At 63.4% G+C, this 14,904-nt stretch carries 15 protein-coding genes and 1 pseudogene; 11 read left to right on the forward strand and 5 right to left on the reverse strand.

Annotation, left to right across the window (positions count from 1 at the left end):
- Window positions 1–314 precede the first annotated feature (314 nt).
- Window positions 315–701 (forward strand): hypothetical protein, encoded by a 387-nt coding sequence (locus EF888_RS15120; RefSeq protein ID WP_109761039.1) that lies wholly within the window; start codon window positions 315–317, stop codon window positions 699–701.
- A 641-nt stretch (window positions 702–1,342) separates the two neighbouring features.
- On the opposite strand, the gene EF888_RS15125 is transcribed toward EF888_RS15120, so the two are convergent.
- A complete protein-coding gene (locus tag EF888_RS15125; protein WP_109761038.1) occupies window positions 1,343–1,537 on the reverse strand; it encodes a hypothetical protein in 195 nt (64 codons plus the stop codon).
- Window positions 1,538–1,597: 60 nt separating this feature from the next.
- The gene (locus tag EF888_RS15130; protein WP_109761037.1) at window positions 1,598–1,771 is read right to left on the reverse strand and encodes a CsbD family protein; all 174 of its coding nucleotides are present in this window, start codon (window positions 1,769–1,771) and stop codon (window positions 1,598–1,600) included.
- Window positions 1,772–2,220: 449 nt separating this feature from the next.
- Between EF888_RS15130 and EF888_RS21910 the strand changes: the two genes are divergently transcribed.
- Together EF888_RS21910 and EF888_RS15135 are read left to right on the forward strand one after the other, a co-directional pair.
- Window positions 2,221–2,358 carry a hypothetical protein gene (locus EF888_RS21910; protein WP_164721715.1) on the forward strand — a complete coding sequence of 46 codons (138 nt, stop codon included), beginning with the start codon at window positions 2,221–2,223 and terminating at the stop codon, window positions 2,356–2,358.
- Window positions 2,359–2,720: 362 nt separating this feature from the next.
- On the forward strand, window positions 2,721–2,978 hold the full coding sequence (locus EF888_RS15135; RefSeq protein ID WP_241239688.1) for a recombinase family protein: 258 nt from the start codon (window positions 2,721–2,723) through the stop codon (window positions 2,976–2,978).
- Window positions 2,979–3,186: 208 nt separating this feature from the next.
- On the opposite strand, the gene EF888_RS15140 is transcribed toward EF888_RS15135, so the two are convergent.
- The 3 genes from EF888_RS15140 to EF888_RS15150 all read right to left on the reverse strand — a co-directional run bounded on the left by EF888_RS15140 (window position 3,187) and on the right by EF888_RS15150 (window position 6,092).
- Window positions 3,187–3,639 carry a cupredoxin domain-containing protein gene (locus EF888_RS15140; protein ID WP_109761036.1) on the reverse strand — a complete coding sequence of 151 codons (453 nt, stop codon included), beginning with the start codon at window positions 3,637–3,639 and terminating at the stop codon, window positions 3,187–3,189.
- A gap of 429 nt (window positions 3,640–4,068) precedes the next feature.
- On the reverse strand, window positions 4,069–5,436 hold the full coding sequence (locus tag EF888_RS15145; protein WP_109761035.1) for an ATP-binding protein: 1,368 nt from the start codon (window positions 5,434–5,436) through the stop codon (window positions 4,069–4,071).
- On the reverse strand, window positions 5,433–6,092 hold the full coding sequence (locus EF888_RS15150) for a response regulator transcription factor (RefSeq protein WP_109761034.1): 660 nt from the start codon (window positions 6,090–6,092) through the stop codon (window positions 5,433–5,435). The genes EF888_RS15145 and EF888_RS15150 overlap by 4 nt, the downstream gene beginning before the upstream one ends.
- Window positions 6,093–6,237: 145 nt before the next feature.
- Here EF888_RS15150 and EF888_RS15155 point away from each other — a divergent pair, with 145 nt between their 5' ends.
- The 8 genes and pseudogenes from EF888_RS15155 (at window position 6,238) to EF888_RS15190 (ending at window position 14,139) form a co-directional block, all read left to right on the forward strand.
- Window positions 6,238–6,558 carry a PepSY domain-containing protein gene (locus EF888_RS15155; RefSeq protein ID WP_109761033.1) on the forward strand — a complete coding sequence of 107 codons (321 nt, stop codon included), beginning with the start codon at window positions 6,238–6,240 and terminating at the stop codon, window positions 6,556–6,558.
- Window positions 6,551–7,210: a cytochrome b/b6 domain-containing protein gene (locus EF888_RS15160; protein WP_109761032.1), complete on the forward strand. Its 660-nt coding sequence runs from the start codon at window positions 6,551–6,553 to the stop codon at window positions 7,208–7,210. The genes EF888_RS15155 and EF888_RS15160 overlap by 8 nt, the downstream gene beginning before the upstream one ends.
- A gap of 200 nt (window positions 7,211–7,410) precedes the next feature.
- The gene (locus tag EF888_RS15165) at window positions 7,411–7,800 is read left to right on the forward strand and encodes a hypothetical protein (protein WP_109761031.1); all 390 of its coding nucleotides are present in this window, start codon (window positions 7,411–7,413) and stop codon (window positions 7,798–7,800) included.
- A gap of 44 nt (window positions 7,801–7,844) precedes the next feature.
- Window positions 7,845–8,315, forward strand: coding sequence for a DUF2271 domain-containing protein (locus tag EF888_RS15170; RefSeq protein ID WP_109761065.1), 471 nt, complete (start codon window positions 7,845–7,847; stop codon window positions 8,313–8,315).
- 12 nt (window positions 8,316–8,327) lie between these two features.
- A pseudogene (locus tag EF888_RS15175) lies at window positions 8,328–10,531 on the forward strand (PepSY domain-containing protein).
- Window positions 10,512–11,486: an FAD:protein FMN transferase gene (locus tag EF888_RS15180; protein ID WP_109761030.1), complete on the forward strand. Its 975-nt coding sequence runs from the start codon at window positions 10,512–10,514 to the stop codon at window positions 11,484–11,486. The pseudogene EF888_RS15175 and the gene EF888_RS15180 overlap by 20 nt, the downstream one beginning before the upstream one ends.
- An 18-nt stretch (window positions 11,487–11,504) precedes the next feature.
- The gene (locus EF888_RS15185; RefSeq protein ID WP_241239689.1) at window positions 11,505–13,436 is read left to right on the forward strand and encodes a heavy metal translocating P-type ATPase; all 1,932 of its coding nucleotides are present in this window, start codon (window positions 11,505–11,507) and stop codon (window positions 13,434–13,436) included.
- A gap of 1 nt (window position 13,437) precedes the next feature.
- A complete protein-coding gene (locus EF888_RS15190) occupies window positions 13,438–14,139 on the forward strand; it encodes a VIT1/CCC1 transporter family protein (protein WP_109761028.1) in 702 nt (233 codons plus the stop codon).
- Window positions 14,140–14,904: the final 765 nt, after the last annotated feature.

Raw genomic sequence — 14,904 nt, forward strand, 5'->3', positions numbered from 1 at the left:
TCATTTCCTACAGTCGAAGTGCACCCGGTTTGAATGCGCCAGAAAGAATGTCGCTGGTGGCAATCGTCAGATGCGCGAGGTGATAGGACGGGTTGATCGCAAGGGCCCGGCGACAATCGAGGCGCGCGCCTTCGTGATCGCCTAGCAGCCAGAACCTGACATTGCCCCTGGTCCGCAACACACCATCAGGTTCTGCTGGCCTCGGGGCGCGGTAGTCCTAAGAAAATGACACCTTCAAATTTTGTAGTAGTAGACTCCGTAGACCAAGGCGCTAAGAGGCCCTACACTGCGTCCAACTGAGCGGAGGCAACGACATGGCCGACAACGAAAAGCGAGACTGGTTAGAAGACATTCGGAACGCCAGAATGAAGGCACTATCCGAAATGCAGGATCTCGTAAACGAGATCAGACCCAAGGTTCAGCAGTTTGTTGAGAAGGCTCGGAGTGTGAACCTGCGTGACGAAGCTGAAGATCTCTTGGACAAGCTCAAGAACATGACAAGCGAATTTTCCAAGAAGGAAGAGGCGACGCCAAAGGCTAGTCAGACCAAGAAGACCTCGGGAGGGAGCACGGCCAAGAAGCCTGTGTATATTCTACCGGACGGCACTGAGCGGTACCGACTGGACAAATGGGCGGAAGGCTACTCCAAGAAAGAAGTAGAGGCTATGAAGAAGAAGGCCAAGGAACAGAACGCCACGTAGCCAAACGTCTAGAGATCCTACAGAGCCACCAACTAAGAGATTCAAGACAAGACAAAGGTAGGCTCTTGCCCGTACTTAAAGGAAAGCGGGTTCTTCCACCGATACGACCATCCCAGCGAAGGTCCGGTCGTCGCGGTGTTGCATCAAGTCAGATTTCGGACACGCCGGTCAACCGTCGCCGTCCGCCGCCGAGGCTGGGCGAACACACCCAGGACATCCTCGACGCGCTTGAGATCGCGTCCACTTCTTCCAGCGCGGCCCCCGAGGGTTGAAACATTTGCGCTGGTCGTGTCAGAGAACCGTGAGTTGAGACGAAGCGGCGTCCGGCCTACCCTGCTGCAATGCCCAAACAATCGCCTTTCAACGGCACTGCCTGAAGAACTTGCCCGGAGACAGGTTCGTCCTACCCTCGCCCGATCACGAGATGCAGTCCTTTCAGGGGCACTGTTAGAAGAGCTGGCCTTGAGACAGAGTCGTGCCCGCCCTAGCCTTGCCCAATGACGAAACGCAGCCCCTTCAGGTACTTCAAGACGTCGATGGCAGGATCCTGCCAATCCGTTGAGTATTACGAGAACCGGACGCATCTTCCGGTCTTGCCTGATGCGTCCTGCACGATTCGCAGTCCGAGAAGGTCTGGCGGACTATCTTTCTTCTATCGAGACGCCGTGCTCACCGATCTCGATTTCGATGCCGCTCCGGTTCCGGCTTTCCTGATAATACAGGTAGCCCACGACAAGGACTCCGGCGGCAAGCAAACCGATTACGAGATAAAGCGCATTGCGGCTCATGTTGATCGCGCCTCCCGACGCCCCGCGTATAGCGCCCGCCTCGACCATGGAGGCACCTTGCATGGATCGCGGCGCCGGTGCGCGGAAACTGCCACCTGAGTCTGACGGTCACTCACCGCGCAGCGCATCTTTCAGCCCGCCGACGATATTCTGAACCTTGCCCTCGGCCTTGTCGGCCTTGCCCTCAGTCTCAAGCTTGGCGTCTCCCACCGCCTTTCCGACGGCCTCCTTGACCTTTCCCTTGACGACCTTCGCGGAACCGATCACCCGATCCTTGTCCATGGAGTGCTCCTTTCGCGCCAAGCGACGCGTATCCGAAAACTAGGGGAATCTCGGAATCGCGCGCTGATCCAAATCAAACTGGCTCGTAGGTCGCGACGTTAGTGTCAGCACGCGGAAGGGCTCTGTTACACACCGCCATCATGGCCGAGGGGTGAAACCTTCGCGGATAAGTTGTGACGCTGCCCGGCCCGCGCGACGGTGGACGAGGCCAGGGGTGATTGTTGCGCGGAGAGGCAGGGCAACCGCCGCCACTTTGACTGAGGGTCACCCGTGCCGGTACGATGAGCCGGTGTATCCTGTTGCGTACCTCTCGACTTCCATGTTGGAGGCCTGTGCGGTCCGTCTGTTAAAGAGAGTTGGCGATGTTTGCCACGCATGCGAAGTCGAGGGCCCTGAGCCTTCCGGCGCTGGAAGTTCCCCAGCCAGCTAGAACTGGTCGTTCCGATGCTATGAGGCAGCTGTCAGGCTGCGTCGCGATCACCGGCTATGGAGAAGGCGGCTTGAGCCTGGCGAGACTGAACCGAAGCAAATACCTTGCGATCGTGTCCATCTTCGTGCTCGCCACGCTGCTGCACACGCCTTTCTGAAAGATGCAGCGGCCGCGAATACGAGGAGCGTGGGGCGATCGTTGGCAAAGCGTGAGACAGGCCGCGTTGCTGTGTTGAGCCAAGATCCCCTTGGCAGATTCGTCGAAACTGCCCCGTGTGCTATCATCGCGATCATCAAGTGGGGGTTTCGACATGATGCTGCAGGTACATGATTGCGTTAATCGATCGGCTTAGTCCGGCGATACCGAGGTGCTAGGCCATAACATCCTACACTCCGGACTTCTTCGGAGCGATGTACAGATCTGCGCAACCAACGTCAGGCAGGTGTGTACATGGTCAGAGAGACTGCCCCATCGCAGAAGTTCGTCGCCTACGAGCGGGTCTAAACCGCCAGGCAAGAGATGTCGGGCCTCGGCCTCGAAGCGCAGTGGAAGGCCATCGACGACTTCGCCAGCTCCCGAGGTGCGGACGTCCTGGCACGCTTTACCGAGGTCGAGAGCGGGGGGAAGAACGAGCGACCTGAACTGGTCAAGGCGCTGACCCTCGCCAAGCTCACCGGAGCGACCTTGGTGATTGCCATGCTCGACCGGTTGAGCCGCAACGCGGCCTTCCTGCTGACGCTCCGGGCTAAGGTCCGCTACCTTTATACGAGCCAATAACGATTGCAAAAAGCCATTCTTTGGTGTCGACATAACCTGTGACGACTTAAGTGCCAATTTGCGGGTTTCCGCATGCGAATGATTTTTTGTCGCCACACCTTGTCTCAACAAGAACTCATATTGAGGATGCGAAGCGCTGCTGATCAGAAAGTATAGCCCCGCCGCATGTATTTTTCGCCGGCCTATGAAGCCGACAAAACCGAATGCGCTAGTTTATCACGACGCTTGCATGCATTCCTGATTCATAATGGCCAGGGATTTCACATGTGATCTCCACAGGACCATCTGTCGTTTGCACAGGTACAATAAACCATTCAACCGTCCTGCCCGGACCAACTTCGACTTCCCTGATCGACCCTTTGACCTCAGTTATCAGATTGCCGTCGACATCGGATGCCTCGATCTTGCGGGTGAATATGCGTTCACCCATTTCGTTCAGCGCAACTTCATGCTTGATTTCATCGACGTTTGTCAAAATCAACCGATACGCCTGGCCGGTCTCGAACTCATAGTTGTCAGGACTGAAATACATCCCCTCATCGTTGCTGCCTAATTCGATTGCGACATCAATAACGTTTGCGCGGCTCAGGTCGCCTTCGGCTGTCGCAGTCGTCGCGAAGACCAGAGCGGAAAGACCAAATATGGTTCGAATCGCATACATTATGCTTCCTTTCAAAGGAATGGAGCACCCATGTGTGCTCTCCAAGACCTTAGTGCACTTGTGCATAAAATGATTTGATCTTGATCAAGCTGCTCTCTGAAGAGCGAGAATGCAGACTTGCTGAGGGTTGCGCAGCCGGATTGCCGCAGGTTTTGCGACCGGATTCGTGCGTATCATGCAATCTCCATCTCATGCGCATCTGCGCATGAGCGAGAAACAATGCCGTTGACTTACAGCAAAAAAGGCGTCTGTTCTTTCTGCCCCCAACGTGGCCGTGGAACAAACATCCGCCCGGGTGGATCGACCAACGTCAGGTGCGCAACGACACAGAGGGCGACGACCGACCACACCGTCGACCAGCGCCCCAGGAACAGCCGATTCAGCATCAATGTAAACAGTAGGCAGGTATCGTGAATCCTGGACCAACGGTCAGTGACTGACAGCGCCGTTCCGGTTGGATCCCCTCGATCCTTCTACCGGAAGATCAAGCGTCACTTCGAAACCCGATGCGCCATTCGACCGCGGCGATTTCAGGATGAGGGAGCTGCCAATACGCTCTGCAATGGCGGCCACTATTGCGAGGCCAAGCCCGCTGCCATCGGTTCCTTCACTTGCCTGTTCGAAACGTGCTGTCAGCCGGTCAAGGGTCTCGCGCGACAGGGTGGGCCCGTCGTTTGCGACGATCAACTGCCCATCGGCCGTCAGGGTGACATCGACCGGTGCAGTTTCTGTCCCATGAAGAAGGGCATTCTCTACGAGGTTTCGGCACAAGATTCCGAACGCGTCGGGGTCGATGTCCGACATGATCGACGTCTCGGACAGCGTCAGCGCGATGCGGCCTGGCGCGCCCGCGCGCCCCAGATCGTCAACCACAACACGCGCAACGGCTCTCAGGTCTGCGCTTCGGTCAACCCGCAGGCGCCCACCTTCCGCCCGCGCAAGCTGCAAGAGGCGTTCGGAAAGCCGGGTCAGGCGCTTGAGCGTCGCCTCGATCTCTGCAGCCCGCGCTCCCGTGGCCGGGTCCTGCGTTTCCGACTGAAGCCGCTGCGCCTGCGCGATGGCCCCTGCCAGCGGGGTTCGCAGCTCGTGCGCTGCGTTGGCGGCAAAGCTGCGCTCTGCCTCGAACGCTTCGCGCAACCTGGCCAAAAGGCTGTTCAGGGTCGTGGCCAGCGGGCCGATCTCCGTCGGCAGATCGTCGGCGGGAACCTCCGAGAGGTCACGGGCGCCCCGCGCCTCTAGGCGCGCGCGGAACCTGCGCAGGGGATTGAGGCTGAAGCGGACGGCCAGGACAATCGCCGCAAGCGCGAGTGGCAGCACGATCAGGAGCGGCAGGCCGAGGCCCACCTGGATTTCCCGCGCGACGGACGCGCGATGCGCCAACGGTTCGGCAACGGTGATGCGGATCGTCCCCTGGAGCGCCGCGTCGCTGTAGAGCCGGTGAGTTGCGGTCTGGCGGAAACCCGGCCCATCGTAGGGTGGAAACACTGCGGGGTCTGCCGCATGGGATTGCAGCAAGATCAGACCCTCGGCGTCGCGCACGAGGTAAGTGAAGAACTCGTCGTGCTCGCGAATTGGCGCGAGCCGCTGCGTCACCCCCTGGTCCTCGCGTCCGACGATGTCGGTCACCGCCAGCGGCAGGATGCGTTCCGCGGTCTCGCGCAGGGCGCTGTCGAAGACCTCGTCCATCTCGCCCCGCACTATCACCGCCGTGACCGTAGCGGCCAGCAGCCACAGGACCGTCAGCACGAGGCCCAGCGACAGGCCGAGCCGCGCCTGAAGGCTGGCGGGCCACTTCATGCTTTACCCAGTCTGTAGCCCATTCCGCGCTCGGTCTCGATGACCGCGCTCCCCAACTTCTTGCGCAGACGGCTGACATGAACCTCGATGGTGTTGCTCTCCACCTCGGTGTCGAAGGCGTAGAGCTTTTCTTCCAGCTGCGCCTTCGACAGAAGCTGACCCGGGCGGGATAGAAACGCCTCGAAGAGCGCCCATTCCCGGGCCGTCAGCTGGACGGACCTGCCGTCGCGATAAATGCTGTGCGCGGCCAGGTCGATCTGAAGCGACCCGTGCGTGATGATCGGGTTCGGGTTGCCGCTATAGCGCCGGGCGACCGAGCCGATCCGCGCTGACAATTCGGCGAGATCAAAGGGCTTCACGAGATAATCGTCGGCCCCCGCGTTCAGCCCCTCGATCCGGTCCGACACCTGGTCCAACGCCGTCAGTATGATGACCGGCGTCGCTTCCCCCCGTGTGCGCAAGCCCTTGAGGAAACCGATACCACGGCCGTCCGGCAACATGAGATCGAGCAGGATCAGATCAAAGGACGTGGCGCGCACGGCGTCGTCGGCAACGTCGAGCCGCGTGACCCAGTCCACCGACTGGCCATCCGCGGCTATCTGGTCGCGCACCGCGGCGCCCAGCACCGTATCGTCCTCGATCAGCAGGATGCGCATGATGGTTCCCGTCCTTTCCCGATGACCCTCCATGATCCGTCTGGCTGACACGAAGCTGAAGCGTGTGGGCCAAGCCCCTTCAGGCTGCCGTCAGCTTCGCCGCGCATGAAGTGCATCAAGATGGCCGCAGCGAGGAGTGTGCCCCATGAAGAAGACATTGACAATTCTCGGCTTTCTCGCGGTCTTTCCAGCCGGTGTCGCGCTGGCGGACGACGATTGCTTCGTGCCGATGGCCGATTGGCAACCGCGCGACGCCGTTGCCCAGCTGGCCGAGGAGAACGGCTGGACGGTGCGCCGCATCAAGATCGACGACGGCTGCTACGAGATCGATGGCAGGGATGCCGAGGGGCGTCGGATCGAGGTGACGGTCCATCCGGCCACGCTCCAGGTGATCGAGTTCGAATACGAGGACGAGGACGACGACGATCGCCCCCGCCGCGACCGCGAAGGAGGCGACAATGACTGACGCAACCACTCATGACACTGCGACGATGAACACCAGGACGTCGGGCAAGGTCCGGGTCTGGGACCCTCTCGTCCGGGTGTTCCACTGGGGTCTGGTCGCCGCGTTCGCGACGGCTTGGCTGACCGCGGACGAGCTGCAGCCCGTGCACGAGATCGCGGGATACGCCGTCGCCGGCCTCGTGGCGTTCCGGCTGATCTGGGGACTCGTCGGCAGCCGCTATGCGCGCTTCGCGCAATTCCTGAAAGGCCCACGCGACACGCTCGCCTATCTCGGAGACATGGCTCGCGGCAAGGAGCGGCGATACCTGGGCCACAACCCGGCCGGTGCCGCCATGGTGGTGGCGCTGCTCGTGACCCTGTCGGGTACCGCCTTCACCGGTTGGCTTATGGCGGAACCAGCACGTGTGGCGATGCTGCCAGACCTGCCGCAGATAGTCGCGCCCGCCTGGGCAGACGACGACGGTGGCGAGTACGGCGAGCGCGGCGAAGAGGCGGTTGAAGAGCTGCACGAGATCCTTGCCAATCTCATGCTGCTGCTGGCCGCGCTTCATGTCGGAGGCGTGGTGCTGACGTCTTTCCGGCATCGCGAGAACCTCGCCCGCGCAATGGTCACAGGCGACAAGCGCGCACCGGGATACGGCGACATCACCTGAGCACCCCAAAACTAGCGCCGACAGGCCAGAGCCGACCGTCCCTTCGGCTCGACCTCGCCCCGCCCTCATCGGCGGGGCTTTTGTCTGTGGAGCGACGCTTTTCTTCCTGACGGCAAGCTGAAGCAGGAACCGCCAACGCGTCAGGAAGCCCTCAGGTGGGCACTCCAGATTGTCCTCAGCAGACGAAAGGAGACCCTGCCATGAGAAAGACCCTGACACTTCTCGTCGCCTCGACGGCCCTGACCGCCGCCATTGGTATACCGGCTTGGAGCGCGATACACGCGCCCGCCGACGGAGGCTTTCTGCCGTTCACTGCGCTGTTCGAAGAGGGGGCACAGACGTTGCCCCTCGTTCTCGCCAGTGACGACGATGATGGCGATCGCCGCTGGCGGGACGGCTCCCGGCGCGGTCACGACGACGATGACGATGATGACGATGATGATGATGACGACTGCGACGACGATGATGACGATAATGACGATGACAATTGCAGCGGTGGCGCCAGCAATCCCGCGCCCGCTGGAACGGTTCCACCCCCGCAGAATGGTCTCTTCGGAAACGGCGCCCCGCCGCAAGTCCAGGTGAACTGAGCCACTTCGCCGCAACTCTCCGAACAAGGACCGATCCGATGAAACTGAAATCGCTTCTCGCAACGCTCGCGCTCACCACCGCGTTGACGCTTCCCGGCCTTGCCATAGCAAGGCCGGTGACGCTGACCACGACCCTCAACAATTACGGCGGCGACGGCGCCTATCTCGCGATTTACGTCACCGATGCCTCCGGCGCCTACATGGGCAGCCTCTGGATGGCCGGCGGCAAGTCCAAGTACTACGAGCATCTGAGCGACTGGTACCGCGCCACCGGCGGCGACGCTGCTCAGGTCAACGGCATCACCGGCGCCAGCGTCGGCGCGGGCCGCACGCTCGGGATCACGCTCGATCTGGCCGACGCGCTGTTCGATGCGGGCTACACGCTCCACATCGACGCGGCGGTCGAGGACATGCGCGACAGCCCGAACGAGGTGGCCGTCCCGCTGACGACCGCTGGCGCCGGCACTCCGGTGACCGGCCGACGCTACATCGCCAGCTTCGCCTACGATATGTGAGGGGTGATGGCCATGATCCGTGCACTCCATCGCTGGCCGGGTCTCTTGGCCCTCGCTCTCGTCACCGTCCTATCCCTGAGCGGCGCGGCACTGTCGGTCTTCCCTGCGGCCGAGCGCATTGTCGCGCCGCAGGCCGAGACGGGCATGACGGTGGCCACCCTCGCGGATCGCATTCAAAGCGCCTATCCGGGCGTCGAGCAAATCCGCCGCGCGCCCTCGGGCCGGATCACTGCCTACTGGTTCGATCAGGGCACGCCCGGCGCCGCAGTGATCGACCCCGCCACTGGTCAGGGTGCGGCCTCCGCCGACCCCAACCAGACGCAACGCTGGCTTACCAATCTGCACCGCTCGCTGTACCTCGGCGATGGCGGGCGCATCGCCATGGCCATGGGTGCCGCGGCGATGTTGTGTTTGTCGTTCTCCGGTGTCCTGCTGGTCGCCCGGCGTGTCGGCGGTTGGCGGAACTGGTTCACGCGGCTGCGCGGACCCCTTGCTGGCCGACTTCATGTCGAGATCGCCCGCATCGCGGTGGTCGGCCTTGTCCTGTCGTCTACCACCGCCCTGTGGATGACGGCGTCCACATTCGATCTGCTTCCCGGTGGCGGCGTGCCAGCCTTGCCGGTTGAGGTGAGCGGCGAGACGGGGTTCGCGCCTGGCCAGATGCTCGTTCTGGCGGAGACGCCCGTCACTGAGCTGCAGGAGCTAAGCTTTCCCTATCCCGGCGACGCGACGGACGCCTTCACGCTGAAGACCGACCAGGGGACCGGGTATCTCGATCAGGGCACCGGTGCGCTGCTCGCCTGGACCGACCTTACTGGCTGGGAACGCATATCACAGACCATCTACATGCTGCACACCGGACAGGGAGCGGCGACGCTTGGCCTCGTTCTGGGGCTGATTGCGCTCGGCGTCCCGGCCATGGGCGTGAGTGGCGTTGTCGTCTGGCTCGCGCGACGGAGGGGGCGGCAGCGCATCGGAGGCAATCAGCCCGCGGGACGTGCCGAGACGATCCTGCTCGTCGGCAGCGAGGGCGGCAGCACCTGGGGCTTTGCGGCCACGCTCCACGCCGCACTGACGCAAGCCGGGCAGAGGGTGCACACAGCACCGATGTCGGCCTTCGCGCCAGAACGCTATCCTGCGGCCAACCGGATCATCGTGCTGGCCGCGACTTATGGCGACGGCGCGGCGCCTGCCTCGGCCAAGGGCTTTCTCGACCGGCTGGCAGCAGCCGACCGCGCACCCGACGCGCCCCTGGCCGTTCTCGGCTTCGGCGACCGCAGCTTTCCGGCCTACTGCGCCTTCGCCAAGGCTGTTGCGGCAGCCGCCGAGGCGAAGGGCTGGCCGCAGCTCATGGCCATCGACACCGTCGACCGGCAGTCGCCGCAGGACTTCGCCCGCTGGGGCGGCGCCCTCGGAGACGCTATTGGGGTCGATCTCGAGCTGTGCCACCAGACTGTTCGCCCGGCAACCGAGACGCTGACCCTCGTCTCGCGGCGGGACTACGGCGCAGAGGTACAGGCCCCAACCGCGATCCTTCACTTCGCCCTGCCGCGCGTCAGCCTCTGGCAGCGGTTCGTCGGTGCCGGCTTCGCCCGGTTCGACGCGGGCGATCTGATCGGCATCATGCCCGAGGGGAGCCCCGTGCCGCGTCTCTACTCGCTCGCCTCTGCGCGCCGCGACGGTTTCATCGAGATTGTGGTCAAGAAGCATCCCGGAGGCCTCGCCTCTGGCCAGTTGAGGCCCTCGAACCCGGCGACACAGTCACCGCCTTCGTCCGCCGCAATCCCGGCTTCTGCACGGGGCGGGGCCGCGCCCCGCTGATCCTGATCGGCGCAGGCACAGGGATCGGACCTCTGGCGGGCTTTGTGCGCGACAATGCCCGGCAGCGGCCCGTCCACCTATTCTTCGGCATGCGTCATCCGGACAGCGACTTCTTCTACGGCGAGGAGCTGCGCGCCTGGCAGAAAGAGGGCCGTCTGATCCGTCTGGTCACGGCTGTGTCTCGCGGGACAAAACCCCACTACGTGCAGGATGCGCTGCGCGGGGACGCGGCGTTGGTCGCTCAGCTCATCCTCGACGGGGCACGTGTGATGGTCTGCGGTGGACGCGATATGGCGGCGGGCGTGGCGGATGCGCTGGCAGATATCCTTGCACCGACCGGGCTCACCCCAGCGGTTCTGAAGACGGAGGGGCGGTATGTCGAAGATGTCTACTGAGAGGGTGCGCTTTGCCCTGAACGGCCCGACCATGGGCACGCGCTGGTCGGCGCTCTTCTTCGCGCCGGATGGCTTCGATCCGGCGCCGGTCCAGGCGGCGCTGCAGGCGGCCACGGGCGAGGTCGACGCGCAGATGTCCACATGGAACGCGGGAAGCGATCTGATGCGCCTGAACGCAGCGCCTGTTGGCGCTCGGGTCACGGTACCGGATCGGCTGAGCGAGGTTCTTCGTCTTGGTCTGGAGATCGGTCTTGCCTCGGGCGGGGCCTTTGACATCGGCATGGGCGACGCGGTGACGGCCTGGGGGTTCGGGCTCGAGGCCGCGGCGCCCGAGCGCATCCGCAGCGCCATGACAGCCAAACGTGTGCCTACCCATCAGGCGCTCGACATCGACGGGACAACAGGTCTCGTCGGCAAAACTTCGCCGCTGGCGCTGGACCTCAACGGAATCGCCAAGGGGTATGGCGTCGACCGGCTGGCCGAGACGCTGACGGCGCATGGGATCGGTGACGCGCTTGTCGGCATCGACGGGGAGATGCGTGCGCTCGGGCTCCGGACTGACGGGGAAGCATGGACCATCGCCGTGGAAGCACCTGACCCCGCCCGCCGCGCGCCCCATACCATTCTCGCGCTGCAGGACGCCGCCGTGGCGACCTCGGGGGACTACCGGCACTGGGTCGAGGTGCAGGGCCGCCGCCTGTCGCACACCATGGACCCCGGGCGCGGTGCGCCCCTGATCGCGTCGCCCGCCTCGGTGACGGTCGTCGCCCGGACATGCGCCGAGGCGGATGCCTGGGCGACGGCGCTGATGGTAAAAGGAAGCTTGGAGGGCGCGATGTTGGCGCGTAGATGTAACTTGAACGCTCTCTTTATTGATCGTGAGGGCGATCATCTTCGCGAAACGAGAGTGGGACGGCTGTTCGAGACCCGTCCAGATCCCGAGCGCGTGAGCTGACGCCGGGACATGCACCAGATGACACCATTGTTTCATGATCGCCTGAACGTCGCCCTGCTGGGGCTGGCACTCCTTGGCCTGATCTCCGGCCTCGGCCTTTGGCTGTCCGGGCAGCCAGAACTTGCCGGCATTGCGTGGACGGCGGGCGTGCTTCCGGTTCTGGCGGCCCTCGTGGTCGAGATCATCCGGAGCCTGGGGCAAGGCGAGGTCGGGCTCGACATCGTGGCGGCGCTGTCGATGTCGGCCGCCCTCATCTTCGGGGAGACGCTCGCGGCGGCCGTTGTCGCGCTGATGTATTCGGGCGGCACCTTTCTCGAGAGTTTCGCGCAGGGTCGAGCGCGGCGCGAGATGAGCGATCTTCTGTCCCGCGTGCCCCGGACCGCCACGCGGCATCGCAATGGAGCTCTGGATGAAGTCCCGCTCGACGACATTGCGCCGGGCGATCTGCTGCTGATCCGGCAGGGTGACGTCGCTCCCGTGGACGGGACGGTCGAGAGCGCAGGCGCGATGCTCGACCAGTCCGCGCTGACCGGCGAGTCGATGCCCGCCCGGCTGGCGCGGGGGCAGGACGTGATGAGCGGATCGACCAACGCGGGCGAGGCCTTCGATCTGCGGGTCACACGGCGGGCGGCGGACAGCACCTATGCCGGGATCGTCCGGCTGGTCGAGGCGGCGCAGAAATCCAAGGCGCCAATGGCGCGGCTGGCCGACCGCTACTCTTTGCTGTTCCTCGCCGTGACTGTCGCGCTGGCAACCGCCGCCTGGTGGTTCACGGGCGATCCGATCCGGGCAGTGGCGGTGCTGGTGGTGGCGACGCCGTGTCCGCTGATCCTCGCCGTTCCAGTGGCATTGGTCGCCGGTCTGTCGCGCGCGGCGCATTTCGGGGTGCTGATCAAGGGCGCGAAACCGCTCGAGGCGCTGGCCCGGATCACGACGCTGATCCTCGACAAGACCGGCACCTTGACGGACGGACGCCCGCAGGTCGTGTCGATCGACAGGCATGGCGATCTGTCCGAGGACGACATTCTGTACTTCGCCGCAGCGCTCGATCAGGCATCGAAACACCCCATCGCACAGGCCATCGTCGGGGCGGCCCAGGCGCGCGGGACCGCCTTGCCGATCCCCGCGAGCGTGGTCGAGACGCCCGGCGAAGGCGTTGCCGGGACGATCGACGGACGCAGGGTTGTGGTCGGCGGCGCGGGTTTCGTCGCCGCGCAGCTTGGCATCGCCGATCCTGAAAGCACGGTGGTCGAGGCGGGATCGGTGGTGGTTTCGCTTGGCGTTGACGGGAAACTGGCCGCCCACATCGTGATGGCTGACGCATTGCGCGCTGGCACGACCGAGCTGCTTTCAGGGCTTCGACGGCTGGGCGTCGGTCGCATCCTGCTGGCGACAGGCGATCGCCGCGCCGTCGCCGAGGCTGTGACCGAGGGGCTCGGGCTGGACGCTCTCCGAGCGGATCTGACCCCGGATCAGAAGGTCCTGCTGGTCCTGAGCGAGCGCAAGAACGGCCCGGTCATGATGGTGGGCGACGGTGTCAACGACGCGCCCGCGCTGGCTGCCGCCGACATCGGTGTCGCGATGGGCGCGCGTGGGGCGGCGGCTTCGGCCGAAGCGGCGGATGTCGTGCTGCTGGTCGATCACCTGGATCGCCTTCTGCCGGGGATCGAGATCGCGCAACGGTCCCGCCGCATCGCCCTCGAGAGCGTCGCGGCCGGGATCGGTCTCTCGGTATTGGGCATGCTCGCTGCGGCCTTCGGCTACCTGTCCCCGGTGCAGGGCGCGCTCCTGCAGGAGTTGATCGACGTGGCGGTTATTCTCAACGCATTGCGGGCTCTCAGGATCGTGCCGGGGCACGCAGGTCAGGTCGAGGGCAGGTCTGGCGATACAGCGGTTCGTCGCCCGGCCACCCCGACATTCACCGCAACACAGCCCAGAAGTCCCTTTTGAGATGAGCAGACTCTCCCATTCCGAAATTCACATGGTTCACCGCATTGGCTGGTTGCGCGCTGCTGTTCTCGGGGCGAATGACGGCCTCGTTTCAACTGCGAGCTTGGTTGTCGGGGTCGCGGCGGCAGGATCTGGTCGGCCCGAAATCCTGATCGCCGGACTTGCCGGCCTCGTTGCCGGAGCGATGTCGATGGCTGCCGGCGAATACGTATCCGTCAGTTCACAAACTGACGCCGAACAGGCCGACATCGCGCGCGAGACGCGCGAGCTGAAGGATACGCCCGAGGCGGAGTTGGAGGAGCTTACACGCATCTATGTCGGGCGGGGGCTCGACGAAGATCTCGCGCGGCAGGTCGCGATCCAGCTAACCGAAAAGGACGCGCTTGGCGCCCATTCGCGTGACGAGTTGGGCATCTCGGAGACCGTGACCGCGCATCCGATGCAGGCGGCTTTGGTCTCGGCTGCGACCTTCGCTGTCGGGGCGGTCATCCCACTCATCATCGCAGCGCTTGTGCCTGCCGCACAGATCACTCTCATCGTCGCGGCCACGACTCTTCTGGCGCTTTCTGTGCTCGGCGGGCTCGGGGCGTCGGTTGGCGGTGCGGGGATCATCAAGGGAGCCGTTCGCGTCACCTTCTGGGGCGCGCTCGCTATGGCAGCAACAGCGGCCGTGGGTATGTTCTTCGGCGTGACCGTCGGCTAGGCAGGGTGGTGCGTAGACGTTGGCGGCGAGCCCCCGTCAAGACATCGAAGCATAGGGTCAATGACATTGGCTGCTAATCGCGCTAAATAAAATCAATGACTTAAGGTGGCGAAGGTTCGACGTCAGGCCCATCCGCTCCGCCACCAACCCCTCCGGATTTCCCTGATGTCTGATCTCTCAGATTTCCCGCCGCGATTTGCGCGGCTTGCGCGCCCGAGAGGTAGTCAGAGACGCGTCTCTGTCCGCATCGGAAGCGGTTTCCCTGCAGAAGTCTCTCTTCGCGATTTGCGGAGATCCGCGGAGGCTGGTTTGCATTGGTCTGACAGCACCGCCAAAATTGCATCCAAGTTATTGTTATTGCGCACAAAATTAAGAGTTATGTCGTTATACCCACCAACTGACTGCCCAAACTAAGTTGGCCTTACATTTTGCGAGAGAACTACCCTCGCGGTCTCCTTAAGTCTGCAACCATGACCATCGCGTAGTGAAAATTCTGCTTAGGGGACTACTACCATCAAGTTCACTTTTCACGGCGGTGAATGTTGGCGTTGGCTTCCCTGCCCCGCCCGGGACGCTGGCGGAAATGGCAGAACGACCGCTTTCGGCCCTAAGCTGCCGTTCAACCTCCAAGACATCCGGGACCGCTTCCCACCCTTAGCCGACGTTCGGCAGCCTTACGATCCTCGTCCGCCCTCGGCCCATTGCGGACCTTCGCTCTGTGCAAATTTTCCGGTCTAGCTCGTGAAAGCAGCCATTGGCTGCAGC

Source organism: Silicimonas algicola (assembly GCF_003970735.1).
Classification (GTDB): Bacteria; Pseudomonadota; Alphaproteobacteria; order Rhodobacterales; family Rhodobacteraceae; genus Silicimonas; species Silicimonas algicola.

Coding starts and splice junctions, on each gene's coding strand:
- EF888_RS15120 (WP_109761039.1), top strand. CDS start 315: ATGGCCGACAACGAAAAGCGAGACTGGTTAGAAGACATTCGGAACGCC.
- EF888_RS15125 (WP_109761038.1), bottom strand. CDS start 1,537: ATGGTCGAGGCGGGCGCTATACGCGGGGCGTCGGGAGGCGCGATCAAC.
- EF888_RS15130 (WP_109761037.1), bottom strand. CDS start 1,771: ATGGACAAGGATCGGGTGATCGGTTCCGCGAAGGTCGTCAAGGGAAAG.
- EF888_RS21910 (WP_164721715.1), top strand. CDS start 2,221: ATGAGGCAGCTGTCAGGCTGCGTCGCGATCACCGGCTATGGAGAAGGC.
- EF888_RS15135 (WP_241239688.1), top strand. CDS start 2,721: ATGTCGGGCCTCGGCCTCGAAGCGCAGTGGAAGGCCATCGACGACTTC.
- EF888_RS15140 (WP_109761036.1), bottom strand. CDS start 3,639: ATGTATGCGATTCGAACCATATTTGGTCTTTCCGCTCTGGTCTTCGCG.
- EF888_RS15145 (WP_109761035.1), bottom strand. CDS start 5,436: ATGAAGTGGCCCGCCAGCCTTCAGGCGCGGCTCGGCCTGTCGCTGGGC.
- EF888_RS15150 (WP_109761034.1), bottom strand. CDS start 6,092: ATGCGCATCCTGCTGATCGAGGACGATACGGTGCTGGGCGCCGCGGTG.
- EF888_RS15155 (WP_109761033.1), top strand. CDS start 6,238: ATGAAGAAGACATTGACAATTCTCGGCTTTCTCGCGGTCTTTCCAGCC.
- EF888_RS15160 (WP_109761032.1), top strand. CDS start 6,551: ATGACTGACGCAACCACTCATGACACTGCGACGATGAACACCAGGACG.
- EF888_RS15165 (WP_109761031.1), top strand. CDS start 7,411: ATGAGAAAGACCCTGACACTTCTCGTCGCCTCGACGGCCCTGACCGCC.
- EF888_RS15180 (WP_109761030.1), top strand. CDS start 10,512: ATGTCGAAGATGTCTACTGAGAGGGTGCGCTTTGCCCTGAACGGCCCG.
- EF888_RS15185 (WP_241239689.1), top strand. CDS start 11,505: ATGACACCATTGTTTCATGATCGCCTGAACGTCGCCCTGCTGGGGCTG.
- EF888_RS15190 (WP_109761028.1), top strand. CDS start 13,438: ATGAGCAGACTCTCCCATTCCGAAATTCACATGGTTCACCGCATTGGC.